This window comes from Oxobacter pfennigii (genome assembly GCF_001317355.1).
GTDB classification, from domain to species: domain Bacteria; phylum Bacillota; class Clostridia; order Clostridiales; family Oxobacteraceae; genus Oxobacter; species Oxobacter pfennigii.
Map to the genome: position 1 here is coordinate 97,754 of NZ_LKET01000029.1, position 16,472 is coordinate 114,225.

Genomic DNA, 16,472 nt, shown 5'->3' on the forward strand with positions numbered 1-16,472 from the left:
AGTGTGTCAAATGCGACAGCCCCCCTATGTATCTGGCTTTAAAGGCAATTCAATGGTAAATTCCGTTCCGTTCCCTTTTAAGCTTTCAACCTTTATGGTTCCTCCGTAACCCTCTATTATGGATTTTGATATATGCAGGCCTAAGCCTGTGCCGTTAGTCTTTGTGGTGAAAAAAGGAGTGAATAATTTTTCCTTGACTTCATCATCAATACCGCAGCCCGAATCCTTTATTATGAGGGTTATTTTATTATCGTCATAGAAGGTTGTAATGCTTATAGTTCCCATCTTGCCTATTGCGTCTATAGCATTTTCAAGTAAATTTAAAATGACCTGCTTTATTTTATTGCAGTCCACTTCTAAAACCGGTATATCTGAAAATGAAAGATTAAGAGTTATTTGCCTTAAGTTGAACCTTGAGGATAAAAGGGTGCATACTTCACTTATAATGTTATTAAGATTACAGTATTCCTCATTGTTGTCGGGGGCTGCAACATGCTTGTAGCTGTTTAATATATCCGTGGTTCTCCTGAGCTCTGACAGTACAATTTCAAGGTATTCCGCATTAAAAATCTTCTTTATAAGCATGAATTGTATAAAACCTTCACACGCAGTTAAAGCATTTTTTGATTCATGTACAATTTCGGAAAAGAACTTGTACTGCTGTTCGATGCTTTTATTAGTGCAATTATTATCGATGTTCTGGTCAGAAATATTAAATTTGCAACCCATGCTTGTGCTCCTCTATCGTTTGTATTTATTATATATTCTACATAATTATGGAAATTCCTTTATAACTAAATTAAAAACATATTTTAATTGAACTGATTTTAAAAAATTGAGGATAAAAGGAATTAATATATAGTTGATTGACTAATAATATTGACAGATATATACTGATGACATGTTAATATTTAGCAGCTGGCATAAAGAATTATAATTGACCAAAATCTTTTTAAGGTAGGTGACAGAATTATGATTGAACTTTTCAATGTCAATAAAAGCTACAGCAAAGGGGCTGTCAAAGCCGTAGATAATTTGACTCTTGAAATCAAAAAGGGAGAAATATTTGGTTTTTTAGGGCCCAACGGCGCCGGCAAAACCACCACAATTAAAATGATAACAGGCATATTGAATGCAGATTCGGGATGGATAAAAATAAACGGATACGACATTAAAACTGATCCCATAAATGCCAGAATGCAATTTGGATATGCTCCTGACAATCCTGATATATATACAAAGCTAAGGGGGATAGAATATTTAAACTTCATGGCAGATGTATATCAGGTGCCAAGAGAAACAAGAAAAGACAGAATTGTTAATATGCTTAAAAGATTTGATTTATATGAAGCGGCAGGAGATATCATACAAAGCTATTCTCACGGTATGCGGCAAAAAATCGTAGTTATAGGGGCACTCCTTCATAACCCTGAGGTGTGGATATTGGATGAACCCCTAACGGGACTTGATCCAAAGTCGGCCTTTATTTTAAAGGAAATGATGAGGGAGCATGTTAAACAGGGAAAGACAGTGTTTTTCTCCACTCACGTCCTTGAGGTGGCCGAAAAACTGTGCGACAGGTTAGCCATAATAAATAAAGGCAAAATAATGTTTTGCGGGGACATGGACGAAATAAAGAGATACACAGAGCAAAACCAATCCCTGGAAAAAGTATTCCTGGAGATGACACAAATATGAAGAAGCTGTTTTTGTTATTTAAAATACTGTTTAATACCACCTTCGGTATTTCCAGTCTCAGATACAAGATTTCTAAAAATAAATCTGAAATACTAAAGATTGCCGTCATACCGGTAATTTTGATTTTATCATTATCTCCCTTAATTGCAGGGTATACGTACTTCATGGCAAGTTCCTATGAAATCCTTTCTATATCAGGCAATCAAGGAGCCATTATAACCTTAGGCATAACGGCGGCCAGCACCATAATATTGTTTTTTGGTTTCTTTTTTGTTATAGGAACCTTTTATTTTTCAAATGATACCGAATACCTTATAGCATTGCCATTAAAGCCTTACCAGATAATTGGGGCTAAATTCGGTACAGTGCTTGCAAGTGAATATTTAACAGAACTTCCCTTTGTATTGCCTCCTATAATTGTTTACGGCATTAAAAGCCAGGCGAATATTTTGTATTGGATGTATTCGTTTATAGGAATTTTGATTATCCCTATCATACCCTTGTGTATAACGTCAATAGCAGCATTAATAGTAATGAAAGCAACCAATATAGGCAAAAAAAGAGATTTATTCAGGATATTGGGGGGCATAGCTTCCTTCATTATCATAATGGCTATACAGGCATACATTCAAAGAGCTTCCGCCAGCGGCGATATTGAAAAAATCACAAGCATGCTCTTTTCAGAAAAGGGTTTCGTAAATTTTGTGTCGAGAGGCTTTCCGCCGGCTGCATGGATAAGTTTTGGACTTATTGAGCACGGAAATATAAAGGGGTTAATATATATACTTTTGTTTGCATTGTGTTCCATTTTATTTCTTATAATTTTTTTATTTTCAGGGCAAAAGCTTTACCTGGGAGGATACATAGGCTCGAGCGAAGTTTTAAGAGGAGGGAAGAAGCTTCAGGAAGAAGAGCTATATAGAAAGATAACACATATGGGAAGAGTTGGCGCAATCTTTTCAAGGGAGCTTAAAATACTTAACAGAGTGCCTGTTTTTTTTATGAATTGTGTGTTTCCCATAGTCATGGTTCCCGGAATTTTTGTTATGATTTATTTTACCGGAGGAAATGAAGCTCTCATGGGACTTAATAGTCTGGTATCAAACAGCAGCAATATGTTTATTCCTACCTTAGTATTATCGGGTATCGGACTTTTTACGGTGATTTCAAATATGACAGCAGCAACATCCATATCAAGGGAGGGCAATCTGTTTTTCGTATCAAAATATATACCTGTAACGCCTAAAGAGCAGATATCGGGGAAAATACTCCATAGCCTTTTAATAGCTGTGATTGGAATAACAACTTCATTGATTACTGTCACATATATAGTTAAGTTTCCTTTAATAAATGTTTTGTTGGCATTTTTAATATCGGTTTTAGGAGCAGTCATTGTAACAGAATTGTCTCTTTTTATAGACTTATTCAGGCCTTATCTAAATTGGGATAATCCTCAGAAGGCTGTTAAACAGAACTTGAACGGAGTGGCCAGCATGTTTTTAAACATGATATGGGTAGCCGGTACGTTATTTATTATTTCAACGGTAAATAATATAATACTGGGATATGTTATTCTTATAGCATCATTCACTCTTCTGTCAGTTGGTGTTTACAAGCTTCTTATTGCATATGCGAAAAAGAGATATAGTGAAATAGAAGGCTAAAGGGACTTAAAGGTACGGCTTGATAGGGAACTTATTAATCATACCCCAAACCGGTATGGAAAAGAAGGAGAGAGGAATTGCCCCGCAAGGATACCGCCTCTTTACATGTTAAAAAAGTCAAGTGATAAGTTTCTATTGAACGCTTGAGAACAACATATGAAAGCGGCCCGCCGAAAAAAGCGGGCCGTTCTTTATTACCTGTTCTTCTCGCTTTTTGCAAAGCACCAAGTCCCTATTAAAAGGAACACCATTGTCAGCACTGCAATGGCAATAAAGTTCACAAATGGGTTAAACATCACCACACTGTTATATTCAGACGTACCCCAGTTGGTCACCGCGCGGGCAAGGTCAATGCAGTAGGTCATAGGCATAATCCGCGACAGTACCATCAATATGCCGCTTGAATTATTAATGGGAATAACCGCGCCGGACAGGAACATCTGGCACATGGCAAGCACCGACACGAGCATATTCGCCACTTTAGTGCTTTTTATCAGACCGATAAAAAGCATTGCGAAGGCGCCGCTCGCCACACACATCAGCGGTGACAAGAGCAGCAGCCACATAAGCTGTGGCAGAGGAAGCATTATGCCCATGAACAATCCCACAATCAGCGTTCCTGCAAGGGCGATTACCGCGCCGAACATACTGCCGAGAATTTTCCCGAACACAATAGACACGCGGCTGACAGGCGATACCAGCATTTCCTGAGTGAAGTCCGTACCGTGGTCTTCAACTAGGGAGGTCATATTCATGGCCGATGTCATAAACAGCATATTGATGATCATTCCCACAAGCATAAACCCGCCAAAGTCAAAGCCCAAACCGCCCGACATATTTTCCATAAGGTTGCCGCCAATCATACCCATCATAATAATCGGCATAATAAGGCTTACAAAAAGCGAACTTGGAGATTTCAGCGAAAGCGTGATGTCACGTGCCATAATTGCAATGACCGTATTTACTTCCCGGAAAAATTTTGAGTGTTTGCGTCCTGAAACCATTGCATTCATTATGCAAGCACCTCCTGATGTTTGTTAATAAATTCTACATAAGCATCCTCCAGGGTGGGCAGGCAGACCTTCGGCGTGGGGTCGTACTGCAGGTGCTTTTTCATTTCTTCCGGCGAAGAGCAAACGGCAATCTGCCCTCGGTTGATGATGCACACCTTATCTACATTTTCCGCCTCGTCAATGTAGTGAGTGGTGAGAAAAACCGTAGTACCGCACTGCTTGCGTGTATCATCGATGTATCCCCACAGGCCTCTCCGTGACACCGCGTCAAGCCCTTGTGTGGGCTCGTCAAGGAACAGTACCTTCGGCGTGTGAATAAGGCTGCGGATTATTTCCAGCTTCCGCTGCATACCGCCCGACAGCTTCTTAATTGGTTTGAACAGCGCATCTTGAATACCAACAATACCGGCAAGCTCCGTAATTTTGTCACGATAGAATTTCGGCATCAGCCTGAAACTCGGACGGTATCCGCACATCCCGTACAGTACCGCGTGGAATCGGATATTTTCCTCGGCAGTGAGGTTAAGATCAAGGCTGGGCTGCTGGAAGATGATGCCCACGTTCTCTCGGACCTTCCGTGCTTCCTTATCTACGTCATAGCCTGCAATTTTTACTTCGCCACCGGTTTTAGCCAGCGTGGTGGTGAGAATTGAAATCGTGGTGGTCTTGCCTGCGCCGTTGGGGCCTAAGAATGCGAAGAACTCCCCCTCGTCCACAGAGAAACTCACGCCGTTCACCGACGGCGACTTGGCGCCCTTGTATTGTTTTGTGAGGTTTTGCACCTCAATCATTTTTGCCATAAAAATAACCTCCGTTTGATTTTATGAGCTTATTCTACAGCTCCAAATTAAACGGAGGTTAAACCTAGCTTAAACGGATTGCAAATCGAGTGCCTTTTTTTAATTCACTTTCAACTTCAATCGTCCAACCGTGCAGGCCGATAATTTTTTTCACTATGGACAGCCCCAGTCCGTTACCGCCCAATGAGTGGTTGCGGGCTTTGTCCGCCTTATAGAAACGCTCGAAAATGTGGGGCAAATCCTCCTTGGGGATTCCGCAGCCCGTGTCGGCAATGATGATAGTGTTGCTTTTCAGAGATACATATATTATCCCACCCTGTGGTGTGAATTTTATCGCGTTGTGGAGCAAGTTCGTCCACGCTTGTGAAAGCAATCCTTCGTCACCGTTTACCGCAGTTTTTTCCAAATCCGCTTCAAGGATGATGTTCTTCACCGCCCACTGCGGTTCAAGAGCGAGAATAACATTTTGCAGCTGCTTATCAAGCCGAAAGTCACGGCGGGTTATCTGATTGTTGTCAAGGCTGGACAGCTTCATTAAATTATCGCTCAGCCCCGACAACCGCCTGCTTTCGGTTTCGATAATCCCGGCATAGCGGCGGCGTTCATCTTCGGGCAGGTCAGTTTTGATCAGTGCGGCAAAGCCGCCGATTGATGTAAGCGGCGACTGAATTTCGTGCGACACGTTGGAGATAAAGTCCTGGCGCATTTTATCGAGGTCGCCCAGGTTCTTGGCCATATCATTGACGGCTTTGGCAAATCCGGTAAAACGTATGTCTTCACTTTCGGGAAGAAATACTGAGAAGTTTCCCCGGCTGATCTGTTCCAGCGCGGCAAGGATTTCCTCCCAGTGGCTGTTACGTTCGTTATTTCTGTGGGACAGCTTTGCTGCGGTGTGTAAAATCCAGGAGAATATCGCAAACAGCACAAATCCAATCCATACGCTTGCGGCAATATCGGCAACCGTTGCCAGTGTAAAGAACGTACCGAGCAAAAAATGTGCGGCAATCACGCATACCATTATCGCAGTCACAAAGCCTAGTATGCTTATGGTGATTTTCAGCCGCATAAGAAGTTTATCGCTCACAAAGACACCTCCAAGCGGTAGCCGAGCCCGCGCACGGTAGTAATCCTGAATCCGCTTGCTTCAGCGGGAAACCGCTCCCGCAACCGCCCGATATGCACGTCAAGGGTGCGCTCGTTGCCGTCGAAGTCATAGCCCCATACGTCTTCTATTAGCGTGTCGCGTGAGAAGGTCCGTCCCGGAAAGCCGGCCAGTTTGAACAGAAGTTCAAATTCCTTGCGCGGAATGTCCTCGCCGCTTACCGTAAAGCTGTTACGATCGATTATTACGCCGCCGATTTGGATAATCTGTGAACTTTCGATTTTGTAACGCCGCAATAGCGCCTTGATTCGCATTACAAGTTCATCGCCCTCAAAGGGTTTCGTGAGGTAATCGTCCGTGCCAACCTCGAATCCCTTTGCCTTGGAGTTTATATCTGCTTTTGCCGTCAGCATCAGAATCGGTAAGTTTTCATAATGCTTTCGAAGTGCTTTGCACAATTCGTAACCGTCCATATTAGGCATCATAAGGTCGATAACCGCAAGGTCGCAGCCATCTGCTTTGGCTAGCGCATCGCGGCCGTCACCGGCTTCGATTACATCAAAGCCGTTATTTTTTAAGTGAACGCGGACAAGTTCGCGGATATTCGGGTCGTCGTCCGCAATTAAGATTTTACTCATATTAAACACCTCGCATACATTATACCAAGCCATTATAAACAGAAGTTAAACGGGAAAATTTTATCAACTATGCGCTTTTTGCCGCACAGTATTCCTGCTTTTCTCCCCTGTCTGACTCACCCGATATCCACGGTTCATAAATGCCTCTATGGATATGCCTCTAGATATCTCTTTTTTTATTTTTTTACTTTGTATTAGAGGAATATAAGAGTTTATATAGAAATATACTTGAGAATAAATTCCGGTGATTATTGTTTATTGCTGTTTTTATCGATATATAGTCTCAAGGCTTTTGTGGCATAGAACAAGGCTATGATTAAAGATATTTTATAAAACATATCGATTACCTGCATAATAAGCAGAGGGAATTCCTTCATAACTGTATTAAAGCTTGACACGGGTGCAACCTCCTTGAACTTTTTTTATTATTTTACCATAAGGCATAATTTTCGGCATTAGAATTATGCCCATGCTTTACATATGCATTTCTAAAAACAGAGCCCATTTAGCCTCATAAAAATCCTTAGGGCTTATTTATTTTAAGGGAAGGTAGCGCTTTTGCTGAAAGCATATTTAAAGGAGAAAAGGGAAAACTTTCAAATGTATTCATAAAGCTATAATAGCGGTTATCTATATAAATTATATTATATAAGAAAGATGTTGAATTAATTCTAACCTTCATGTAAAATGAATAAGTTAAAGCAATGACAAGGAGGGGGAAAGTATGGCTACAAAATATGTTTTCATAACGGGCGGTGTCGTATCTTCTTTGGGTAAAGGTATTACAGCAGCTTCCCTCGGAAGGCTCTTGAAGAATCGCGGTCTTAGAGTTTCAATACAAAAATTTGATCCGTATATAAATATAGACCCGGGTACAATGAGTCCTTACCAGCATGGAGAAGTGTTTGTTACCGATGACGGCGCAGAAACAGATTTAGACCTGGGACATTATGAAAGATTTATTGACGAGAATTTGAGCAAGAACAGCAATGTTACTACGGGAAAAGTATACTGGTCGGTTATCTCAAAGGAAAGAAAAGGTGATTATCTGGGGGGGACGGTTCAGGTTATCCCTCATATCACCAACGAAATTAAACAGAGAGTGTACAGAGTGGCGAAGGATTCCAATGTTGACGTGGTAATAACAGAAATAGGAGGTACGGTCGGAGATATCGAAAGCCTTCCTTTTCTTGAAGCCATAAGGCAGATTAAATATGAAGTAGGCAGGGAAAATGTATGCTTTATACATGTAACCCTTGTACCCTATCTCGGAAAAGCAGGAGAATTAAAGACTAAGCCAACTCAGCATAGCGTGAAGGAATTGAGGAGCATAGGCATTCAGCCCGATATTATTGTGTGCAGGTCGGAGAAGCCCTTATCAAAGGAATTGAAGGACAAGATAGGGTTGTTTTGCAATGTGGACGGAAATTCGGTTATCCAGAATGTAGATGTCTCCAACATTTATGAGATACCGCTTCTTATGGAAGAAGAAGGCTTGGATGACATAGTGGTTAAAAAACTCAACATAGACTGCCATGATTGTGATATGACCGAGTGGAGAGAGCTGGTCGACAGAATAAAGAACTTAAAAGACACAGTAAGAATTGCTCTTGTAGGAAAATATGTTGAGCTTCATGATGCATATATGTCCGTTGTAGAGGCTTTAAAGCATGGCGGAATTGACAACAATTGTGACGTAGAAATAGACTGGATAAATGCCTGTGATGTCACTGAGGAAAATGTAAAAGAGTTATTGAAAGATTCCCATGGTGTACTGGTACCGGGAGGTTTCGGTGACAGAGGCATAGAAGGAAAAATAGCCGCGGCAAAATATGCCCGTGAAAATAACGTACCTTTCTTTGGTATATGTCTTGGCATGCAGTGTGCAGTTATAGAGTTTTCCAGAAACGTTATAGGATTTACCGGAGCTCATAGCTCAGAATTCAGCAGCACTACGGCATATCCCGTAATCGATCTCATGCCGGAGCAGCGTGAAATAGATGAAAAGGGCGGCACCATGAGACTGGGAATTTATCCTTGCAAGCTTAAGGAAGACACCATATCTCACATGTGCTATAAAGACGAGATAATATATGAGAGACACAGGCACAGATACGAATTCAACAACCAGTTCAGGGAAGAAATAACCAGCAAGGGAATGAGCCTTGCCGGACTATCACCTGATGAAAGATTAGTTGAAATCGTGGAGATTAAAGACCACCCATGGTTTGTTGGCGTACAGTTCCATCCGGAATTTAAATCCAGGCCTAATAAATCTCATCCATTATTTAAAGATTTTATAAGAGCATCCCTTGCAAATAAAAAATAATACTTTGTAATGAAATTTATGGAGTAAATTTTATGATTGAAAGCAGCCCTAATTAGCTGCTTTTTTACATTCGTAAATTTTACTAGTATAAGTTAAATATAATGGAAAATTTTTTGATTATGCAGGAAATGAATAGAAAATAGAGAATATAATATACTAATTTATAAAGGAAACTTGAATTTAGTGTGGTGAAAGGCATGGGAAAAGTATTGATAGTTGATGATCAGCCTGTCATCAGGAAGTTGCTTTTTGAAGTGCTGGATGATGAATTTGATGTCCGGTTTGCTGAAACAGGCGAAGAAGCAATTGTTATATCACAGGATTTTAAGCCGGATGTAATATTATTGGATATCGGTCTTGCAGGTATGAGCGGAGTTGAGGCCATACCCGAATTTAAAAAGCTTTCTCCTAAAAGCAACATTATAATGCTGACAGGGAGTGCCAATGGGTCTCTCATTAATAAGGCCTTATCATGTGGTGCATCTGATTGCATTACCAAACCATTTGACATTTTTGAGCTGAAGACAAGATTAGAGAATATAATATCAAAGCAATCCGCCGTTTAAGGCGGCTTTTGTTTTGCTGAATTTTCTACTATAATCACAAAAAGGTGAATTTATTGTACATAAGAGATAAGAGAAAAATAATATTATATTTGATTTTTGCAGTAATTTTTATAATACGGCTTATAAATATTACTTCACCTCCATTGGACTATTCATCCTGGCGGCAGGTGGATACTGACTCCATTGCAAGAAATTTTATTAACTATAAATTTAATATTTTTTATCCCCAGCTTAATTATGACGGCCCTATGCCCAATTATGTGCAGTTGGAATTTCAGGTTACAACATTCATACTGGCATTGCTGTATAAATATATTGGCATAAGCTATATTACAGGGCGGATGATTCCAATATTATTTTTTATGGGCTCCTGTGTTTATCTTTACAGACTTGTAAAAATGACTTCAGGTATGAATGTGGCACTCATATCTGTTTTTTTCTACGGAATACTCCCTCTGAATGTTATTTATTCCAGAAACATTATGCCGGAATCTGCATTGCTTTTCTTCACCATAGGCTGTGTATATTATTTCTGGCTTTGGATTCAATTTGATAAAAGTAAATATTACCTGGCAGCTCTTTTTTTTACCACCTTAGCCATTCTTACAAAGCTGCCGGCAGCATTGATTGGAATACCTCTTATTTTTTTAGCATTTTCGAAATATAAAATTAAGGTATTTAAAAATCTAAAGTTGTATGTCTTTGCCTTTTTTAGTTTGGGTGTACCCTGGTTATATTTTTTGTATACCGGGGCAATTGCAGAGCAAAAATTTGTTTATGGTATAGGAGGTACAATGATAATACCCAATCTGTTCACTTCCATACTTGAAAGAAATACTCAGGAGTATTTAAGAGAGCAATTTATAACCAAGGTTTTCACCCTGCCCGGCGTTATACTTTTTGCTTTGGGTATTAGCATAAAGAAAAGAAAGGAAGAATATTTTTATTATGCCTGGCTTTTATGTGCAGTTCTGCATATAGTGCTTATCGACTCAACAATTCACCTGGATTATTATCTGATTTTTTTAACACCTATTATAGCTGTATTTATAGGATATGGGGCAAGGCTTCTTTTTACAAATAAAAACTATGAATATTTTTTTTATATGGCGTTGATTATCATATTCCTTAATAATGCGGTTTTATTTGAAGAAATACATAAAGTCCGAGAAGATTATATAGTCATCGGGAATTTCGTTAAATCAAACAGCCATGAAGGTGATCTTATAATAATTGACAGGGATAGTCCGGAGCTTTTTTATACCAGCGGCAGAAAGGGCTGGAGACTTTATGGAGAACTTATAAGCAAGGATAATATCGAAACTTTGATAAGTAAAGGAGCAGCATATTTTGTTGTTTCGAGCCCTGAAGCTGCAATCAAAATAACGGGAGAATTAGACAAGATTTATACAAGAATGACGGGGCCTTCAGGATTTATAATGTATAAATTGGAAAAATAATGATGCTATAAGCTCTTTTCATAGAGGATTTTAAAACCTGATGGAGAATTATATATATCTACATTGTCTATAATTTTTTTATATAAATTCGTAAGTATATAGGAGGTGATGGTTTGAAGCTGATAGATTCAAATATAACATTTGCAGTGAGATGCTCAGAGTGCGGCAGAATCACCTTTCACAGGGTATCAGTCTTTCAGTTGTCTGCTAATAATAGAATGGATTTTATGTGCCAGTGCGGCAGTTTTGATATAAGTATAACAATGAAAAGCAATAAAGCCATTTCTGCTGCAGTACCCTGTCTTGCATGTGATGTTAAACATACATATGTATATAATATGAGTGATATGCTCAATAAACGGTTATTCGTACTGTGCTGTACCGACACAGGACTTGAGTTATGTTTTGCAGGGCGGGATAAGGATGTTTATGATATAGTATCAAAATATCAGGATGATTTAAAAAAGCTCTTGGGGGAACTTGGACTCCAATATGACGCTGCCGGTATAAAAAAGATGGACTAAAATCAATAGCCCATTTTTTTTTATCTGCGGAACCATAAAATATAGTATAGCATATAATAAAAAGTGTACTATACTAAATGTTGACAAGCTATTTAAGTGTTATATAATTAATAAGGAATGAATTTGTTAAAATGCATTCTAAGGGAGGGGATTCTTTGGATACTGATCTTGCGTTAGGTCTTGTTAGGGTCACAGAATCAGCGGCACTGAAGGCTGCTAAATTTATGGGACGCGGAGATAAAAATGCTGCGGATCAGGCAGCAGTTGATGCAATGAGAAGGATGTTTGACGCTCTGGAAATCAGGGGCGAGGTAGTTATAGGGGAAGGAGAATTAGATGAAGCCCCTATGCTTTATATAGGAGAAAAAGTAGGCAGAGGCGATAAATTGGATGTAGAGGTTGATATCGCAGTTGACCCTTTAGACGGTACCAGCCTGATTGCAAAGGGATTGCCTAATTCCATAGCGGTTGTTGCAGTGGCTAAGAGAGGGTGTCTCCTTCATGCACCGGATATGTATATGGATAAAATTGCAGTAGGGCCAAAGGCAGCTGGGAAAATAAACATAGAAGCAAGTGTTTCGGAAAATATTGAAGCCGTTGCCAAAGCTTTGAATAAGCGCATAGAAGACGTTACTGTGATAATGCTGGACAGGGAGAGGCACCATGCTAAAATGAATGAAATAAGAAAATTAGGTGCCAGAATAAAGCTTATAAGCGACGGAGATATAGCTGCCGCTATCGCTACCTGCTTTGATTATACCGGTATTGATATCATGATAGGCTCAGGGGGAGCGCCTGAAGGAGTAATTGCGGCTGTAGCGCTAAAATGTATGGGCGGGGAAATGCAGGGAAGGCTTCTTCCTTCCTGTGATGAAGAATATAATAGGTGCGTCGGTATGGGAATTTGTGACCCGGATAAAATTCTTTACCTTTCAGATTTAGTGAAAGGTGATGATGCCTATTTCGCTGCTACAGGAGTATCGGAAGGAGACCTTCTTAAAGGAGTTATTTACCTTAAAAACGAAAGGGCAAAAACCCAGTCCGTTGTAATGAGAGCAAAGACAGGTACCATAAGGTTTATAAACGCCATACACAATTTTAAAAAGATAGGAATGTAAAAGAGGAGGAAAATTCCTCTTTTTTCTTTTGCAGATTTTACTTTAATAGTATAAAATAATGCTATATACTAATGTAAAATATTTCCTGATTTATAGAGGAGGAGGGGAGCACAGTGAATAGTGAGCTGCACTCTTTAAGTTTCAATGAATCAAATGCCGGCGAATTTATAAAGCATAATGCCCAAAAAATTTTTGCTTTCATATTACTGTCCACAATTATTTTCATTTTATTTTTCATATTTAATTTCATGATTTTAATTCCCTCTTATCCTGAGAGTACCGCAAAGCAATATGTCAACTGTATCATGAACAAAAAATACCAAGATGCAATTGAATACTATACATATGAAATTGATGAGCCTGCTCTCTCCCATAATTTTTTGCTTAAGTATTTGGAAAATAAATATAAAAATGCAAATTCCATTAATGTACTTCCTATGAAGGAATTCCAAAACGGCCTTGAGAAAACCTTTTACCTTGAAATAACCCAAGGGGGAAATAAAGTTACGGAATCAATCACACTGATAAATACGGACAGCAGTCTCTTAGGAATTAAAAAAACCTGGAAAATCATATTTCCATATCACACAAAGAGCATTGATATAAAAGGAGCCAATGGCTCTGAAGTTTATCTGGATGATATTTTTCTGGGAGAAATAAGAGATGGTATATTAAAAGCCGATAATGTGATAGAAGGATTGCACTATATTAAATCATATATCCCGGGAGTGGGGCAATCCGAAGTCATAGAAATTGACACCGGAAAGGATGGAGACGATGTTTTATTAAAAATAAATCTTTATCCTGAATTCGAAAGAGCTATGGAAAAGCTGGTGCGGGATTTTTGCAGCGGCTGGTCGGAATATTGCCTTACACAGAACCCGGAAAAAATCAAGCCTTACTTGACCGACAGCCTTTTTAATATCTATACATACAAGGATGGGAGGTTTAATGGGAGTAAATATGAATTGAGTGATAATACCATAAGCTTTGTGGATATTTCTCTTAAAGATTCAAAGACAATACATTATACGGTAGATGAAAAATGGCACATAAAAGAAGCCATCACAGACCCCGGCTTAACCTTCGAGATTAATCGGAAGGAAACTTTAGAGCAGATTCAGTATATGAAATGGAAGTATTATATCATAAATGAAAATGGCACGTGGAAAATAGATTCGGCAGATCAATTGAGCTTTAACCAGGAAATAGTGGAGTGATAAATATTTTGATGGATGTTTGTTTGAATAAAATAGTCAAACATGGATAAGAATTTAGATATACAATGGGAATTTGTATAATTGATTGGTTGAAAAGAGAGTAATTGTCAAAAAAATTCAAAAATATAGTCGATGAATGCAAGAATACATTGAAAACTTTATAGTAAAATGGTAGTTATGGGGAAGAAGACTTAAAATATTGATATTTAAAATAGGTTAAGTTATAATTAGTTGAATTAAACAACCAAATACTAAATCAGGAGGTGATAGGTTGAAGTTTGATGAAATAAAAAATTTATCTCTTCAGGAGCTCCGTGATCTGGCAAAAAGCAAAGGAATTAAAAATATAGCCAGGTTTAGAAAAAGCGAGTTGATAGAAGAACTTTTAAAAGACGAGGCACAAGTTGACGAAACAGGCTTTAAACCGGAAATAATAGAAGAACAGGATGTACCGGTAATCACGGAGGATGAAGCAGAAGTAAGCAGCACCGGGAGTACAGCCAATGCAGAGCTGGAAGCCCCGGGCATTAACAGAGCTCCGGGTATTAACAGAACTGCTGAAACTAATTACCGGCCTCAAGGTCGGCGTAATATAGATCTTTCAGATGTTAATGAAGGAAAGCGTGAAAGACTCCAGGAAATTCTTCAGGATTCTGAAACAGCTGAAGGTATATTGGAGCTCATTGAAAATACTGGATATGGATTTTTAAGATTAGAAAATTATCTTCCGAGTCAAAGAGACATATATGTATCCCCTTCCCAAATAAGAAGGTTCAACCTTAAAACAGGTGATAAAATCCGCGGAAAAGTCAGGTCTCCCAAAGAAGGTGAGAAGTTTCAAGCCCTTCTCTATGTTCAGGCCATAAATGATGAAAACCCTGAGAATGCCATCAGGCGAGTGCCTTTTGAAAATCTTACCCCAATTTATCCCATGGAAAGATTAAACCTCGAAACCACTCAAAATGAATTTGCTACCAGGATTATAGACTTTCTTGCGCCAATCGGAAAAGGTCAGAGAGGCATGATTGTTGCTCCTCCCAAAGCCGGAAAAACCGTTCTCATGAAGAAAATTGCAAATGCTATAACCATGAATCATCCCGATGTATATCTTATTGTCCTTTTAATTGATGAAAGACCGGAGGAAGTCACAGATATGCAGAGGTCTATTAAGGGTGATGTTATTTATTCCACCTTTGATGAAGAACCCGAGCATCACACAAGAGTTGCGGAAATGGTTTTAGAGAGGGCTAAAAGGCTTATCGAACATAAAAAAGATGTAGTCATACTTATGGATAGCATAACGAGGCTTGCCAGAGCATACAACCTTACAATGCAGCCTACAGGAAGAACATTATCCGGGGGTCTTGACCCGGGGGCACTGCATATGCCAAAGCGTTTCTTCGGAGCGGCGAGAAATATAGAAGAAGGCGGAAGCCTTACAATATTAGCAACGGCTCTTATAGAAACAGGAAGCAGAATGGATGATGTTATATTTGAAGAATTCAAAGGCACCGGCAATATGGAAGTCCATCTTGACAGAAGGCTTCAGGAAAAGAGAGTATTCCCTGCTATTGATATTAATAAATCAGGTACAAGAAGGGAAGACTTATTATTGCCGACTAAGGAATTCGAAGCTTCGCTTTATTTCAGAAATCAGTTGAGCCAAGCACCGCCTTATGAGGTTACTGAGCTTTTGCTCAGCCGAATGACCAAAACCAAGAGCAACAGCGAATTTATAGATACGTTTAAATTATAGTTGAAGAAAATGTAAGCCTGTGATATAATTTTATTCGTTGACGATTGAAAAAGCTTGTAAATATATTACATTTGCGTGAAAGAGGTGAAAGCAATGAAAGAGGGACTTCATCCAAAATATAATGAAGCAGTTGTAAAATGCGCTTGCGGTGAGACTTTCACAACCGGATCAACTAAAAGTGAACTCAGAGTTGAAATCTGTTCAAAATGCCATCCTTTCTTTACAGGAAAGCAGAAATTAGTTGACACAGGCGGTCGTGTTGAAAAGTTTATGAAGAAATTCAACTTGGAAAAAAGCGAAGAGTAGACACTTTAAGGTTAGGATATTTTCCTAACCTTTATTACTTTAGAGCTTATATTTGTATATATTGATGAGTATTTTGGGATAACTCAAATTGTAATGACTATCTTAATACGATGAAATAAACATTGCGAAAGGTCTGTAGAAGCTGTTAATGAGGCGCAGGAAGCTGCGCCATTGTTTGAGTGAAGCGGGTTATGGTGATAAGTTGGGGACATTCCTCAACGAAGAGAGGAGTGTCCCCATACCTATGACAGGCGAGTTCACAGCTTTTAAGGCCTGGA

General features: G+C 39.1%; 16 protein-coding genes. 10 read left to right on the forward strand and 6 right to left on the reverse strand.

Translation table 11 applies throughout. The annotated features are described in order from the left end of the window. Positions 1-24 precede the first annotated feature (24 nt). Entirely contained in the window at positions 25-729 is a 705-nt protein-coding gene (locus tag OXPF_RS08300) for a sensor histidine kinase (RefSeq protein WP_054874741.1), read from the reverse strand. Between the two features lie 243 nt (positions 730-972). On the opposite strand from OXPF_RS08300, the gene OXPF_RS08305 reads away from it, so the two are divergent. Beyond that, complete coding sequence (locus tag OXPF_RS08305) at positions 973-1,698, forward strand: ABC transporter ATP-binding protein (protein WP_054874742.1); 726 nt, start codon at positions 973-975, stop codon at positions 1,696-1,698. Beyond that, the gene (locus OXPF_RS08310; protein WP_054874743.1) at positions 1,695-3,362 is read left to right on the forward strand and encodes a putative ABC transporter permease subunit; all 1,668 of its coding nucleotides are present in this window, start codon (positions 1,695-1,697) and stop codon (positions 3,360-3,362) included. The genes OXPF_RS08305 and OXPF_RS08310 overlap by 4 nt, the downstream gene beginning before the upstream one ends. A gap of 194 nt (positions 3,363-3,556) precedes the next feature. Here OXPF_RS08310 and OXPF_RS08315 read toward each other — a convergent pair whose 3' ends face one another. The 5 genes from OXPF_RS08315 to OXPF_RS22430 all read right to left on the reverse strand — a co-directional run bounded on the left by OXPF_RS08315 (position 3,557) and on the right by OXPF_RS22430 (position 7,313). Continuing rightward, positions 3,557-4,366 (reverse strand): ABC transporter permease, encoded by an 810-nt coding sequence (locus OXPF_RS08315; protein WP_423230567.1) that lies wholly within the window; start codon positions 4,364-4,366, stop codon positions 3,557-3,559. An 8-nt stretch (positions 4,367-4,374) separates the two neighbouring features. After that, a complete protein-coding gene (locus OXPF_RS08320; protein WP_054874745.1) occupies positions 4,375-5,175 on the reverse strand; it encodes an ABC transporter ATP-binding protein in 801 nt (266 codons plus the stop codon). 64 nt (positions 5,176-5,239) lie between these two features. Beyond that, positions 5,240-6,259 (reverse strand): sensor histidine kinase, encoded by a 1,020-nt coding sequence (locus tag OXPF_RS08325; RefSeq protein ID WP_242854360.1) that lies wholly within the window; start codon positions 6,257-6,259, stop codon positions 5,240-5,242. Continuing rightward, positions 6,256-6,915, reverse strand: coding sequence for a response regulator transcription factor (locus OXPF_RS08330; RefSeq protein ID WP_054874746.1), 660 nt, complete (start codon positions 6,913-6,915; stop codon positions 6,256-6,258). The genes OXPF_RS08325 and OXPF_RS08330 overlap by 4 nt, the downstream gene beginning before the upstream one ends. A 248-nt stretch (positions 6,916-7,163) precedes the next feature. Further along, complete coding sequence (locus tag OXPF_RS22430) at positions 7,164-7,313, reverse strand: hypothetical protein (protein ID WP_160317182.1); 150 nt, start codon at positions 7,311-7,313, stop codon at positions 7,164-7,166. Positions 7,314-7,639: 326 nt separating this feature from the next. On the opposite strand from OXPF_RS22430, the gene OXPF_RS08335 reads away from it, so the two are divergent. The 8 genes from OXPF_RS08335 (at position 7,640) to rpmE (ending at position 16,194) form a co-directional block, all read left to right on the forward strand. Next, on the forward strand, positions 7,640-9,244 hold the full coding sequence (locus tag OXPF_RS08335; RefSeq protein ID WP_054874747.1) for a CTP synthase: 1,605 nt from the start codon (positions 7,640-7,642) through the stop codon (positions 9,242-9,244). 197 nt (positions 9,245-9,441) lie between these two features. Continuing rightward, the gene (locus tag OXPF_RS08340) at positions 9,442-9,810 is read left to right on the forward strand and encodes a response regulator (RefSeq protein WP_054874748.1); all 369 of its coding nucleotides are present in this window, start codon (positions 9,442-9,444) and stop codon (positions 9,808-9,810) included. A gap of 53 nt (positions 9,811-9,863) precedes the next feature. Next, entirely contained in the window at positions 9,864-11,270 is a 1,407-nt protein-coding gene (locus tag OXPF_RS08345; protein WP_054874749.1) for an ArnT family glycosyltransferase, read from the forward strand. Positions 11,271-11,383: 113 nt separating this feature from the next. After that, complete coding sequence (locus OXPF_RS08350; RefSeq protein ID WP_054874750.1) at positions 11,384-11,794, forward strand: hypothetical protein; 411 nt, start codon at positions 11,384-11,386, stop codon at positions 11,792-11,794. Between the two features lie 155 nt (positions 11,795-11,949). Beyond that, a complete protein-coding gene (glpX, locus tag OXPF_RS08355) occupies positions 11,950-12,912 on the forward strand; it encodes a class II fructose-bisphosphatase (RefSeq protein ID WP_054874751.1) in 963 nt (320 codons plus the stop codon). Between the two features lie 113 nt (positions 12,913-13,025). After that, positions 13,026-14,132 carry a hypothetical protein gene (locus tag OXPF_RS08360; protein ID WP_054874752.1) on the forward strand — a complete coding sequence of 369 codons (1,107 nt, stop codon included), beginning with the start codon at positions 13,026-13,028 and terminating at the stop codon, positions 14,130-14,132. 271 nt (positions 14,133-14,403) lie between these two features. Further along, positions 14,404-15,888 (forward strand): transcription termination factor Rho, encoded by a 1,485-nt coding sequence (rho, locus tag OXPF_RS08365; RefSeq protein WP_054874753.1) that lies wholly within the window; start codon positions 14,404-14,406, stop codon positions 15,886-15,888. A gap of 93 nt (positions 15,889-15,981) precedes the next feature. Beyond that, entirely contained in the window at positions 15,982-16,194 is a 213-nt protein-coding gene (gene rpmE / locus OXPF_RS08370; protein WP_054874754.1) for a 50S ribosomal protein L31, read from the forward strand. Positions 16,195-16,472 lie beyond the last annotated feature (278 nt).

Bases quoted from the DNA above. Each gene is read 5' to 3' on its own strand.
- OXPF_RS08300 (WP_054874741.1), bottom strand. From the start codon at position 729: ATGGGTTGCAAATTTAATATTTCTGACCAGAACATCGATAATAATTGC.
- OXPF_RS08305 (WP_054874742.1), top strand. From the start codon at position 973: ATGATTGAACTTTTCAATGTCAATAAAAGCTACAGCAAAGGGGCTGTC.
- OXPF_RS08310 (WP_054874743.1), top strand. From the start codon at position 1,695: ATGAAGAAGCTGTTTTTGTTATTTAAAATACTGTTTAATACCACCTTC.
- OXPF_RS08315 (WP_423230567.1), bottom strand. From the start codon at position 4,366: ATGGTTTCAGGACGCAAACACTCAAAATTTTTCCGGGAAGTAAATACG.
- OXPF_RS08320 (WP_054874745.1), bottom strand. From the start codon at position 5,175: ATGGCAAAAATGATTGAGGTGCAAAACCTCACAAAACAATACAAGGGC.
- OXPF_RS08330 (WP_054874746.1), bottom strand. From the start codon at position 6,915: ATGAGTAAAATCTTAATTGCGGACGACGACCCGAATATCCGCGAACTT.
- OXPF_RS08335 (WP_054874747.1), top strand. From the start codon at position 7,640: ATGGCTACAAAATATGTTTTCATAACGGGCGGTGTCGTATCTTCTTTG.
- OXPF_RS08340 (WP_054874748.1), top strand. From the start codon at position 9,442: ATGGGAAAAGTATTGATAGTTGATGATCAGCCTGTCATCAGGAAGTTG.
- rpmE (WP_054874754.1), top strand. From the start codon at position 15,982: ATGAAAGAGGGACTTCATCCAAAATATAATGAAGCAGTTGTAAAATGC.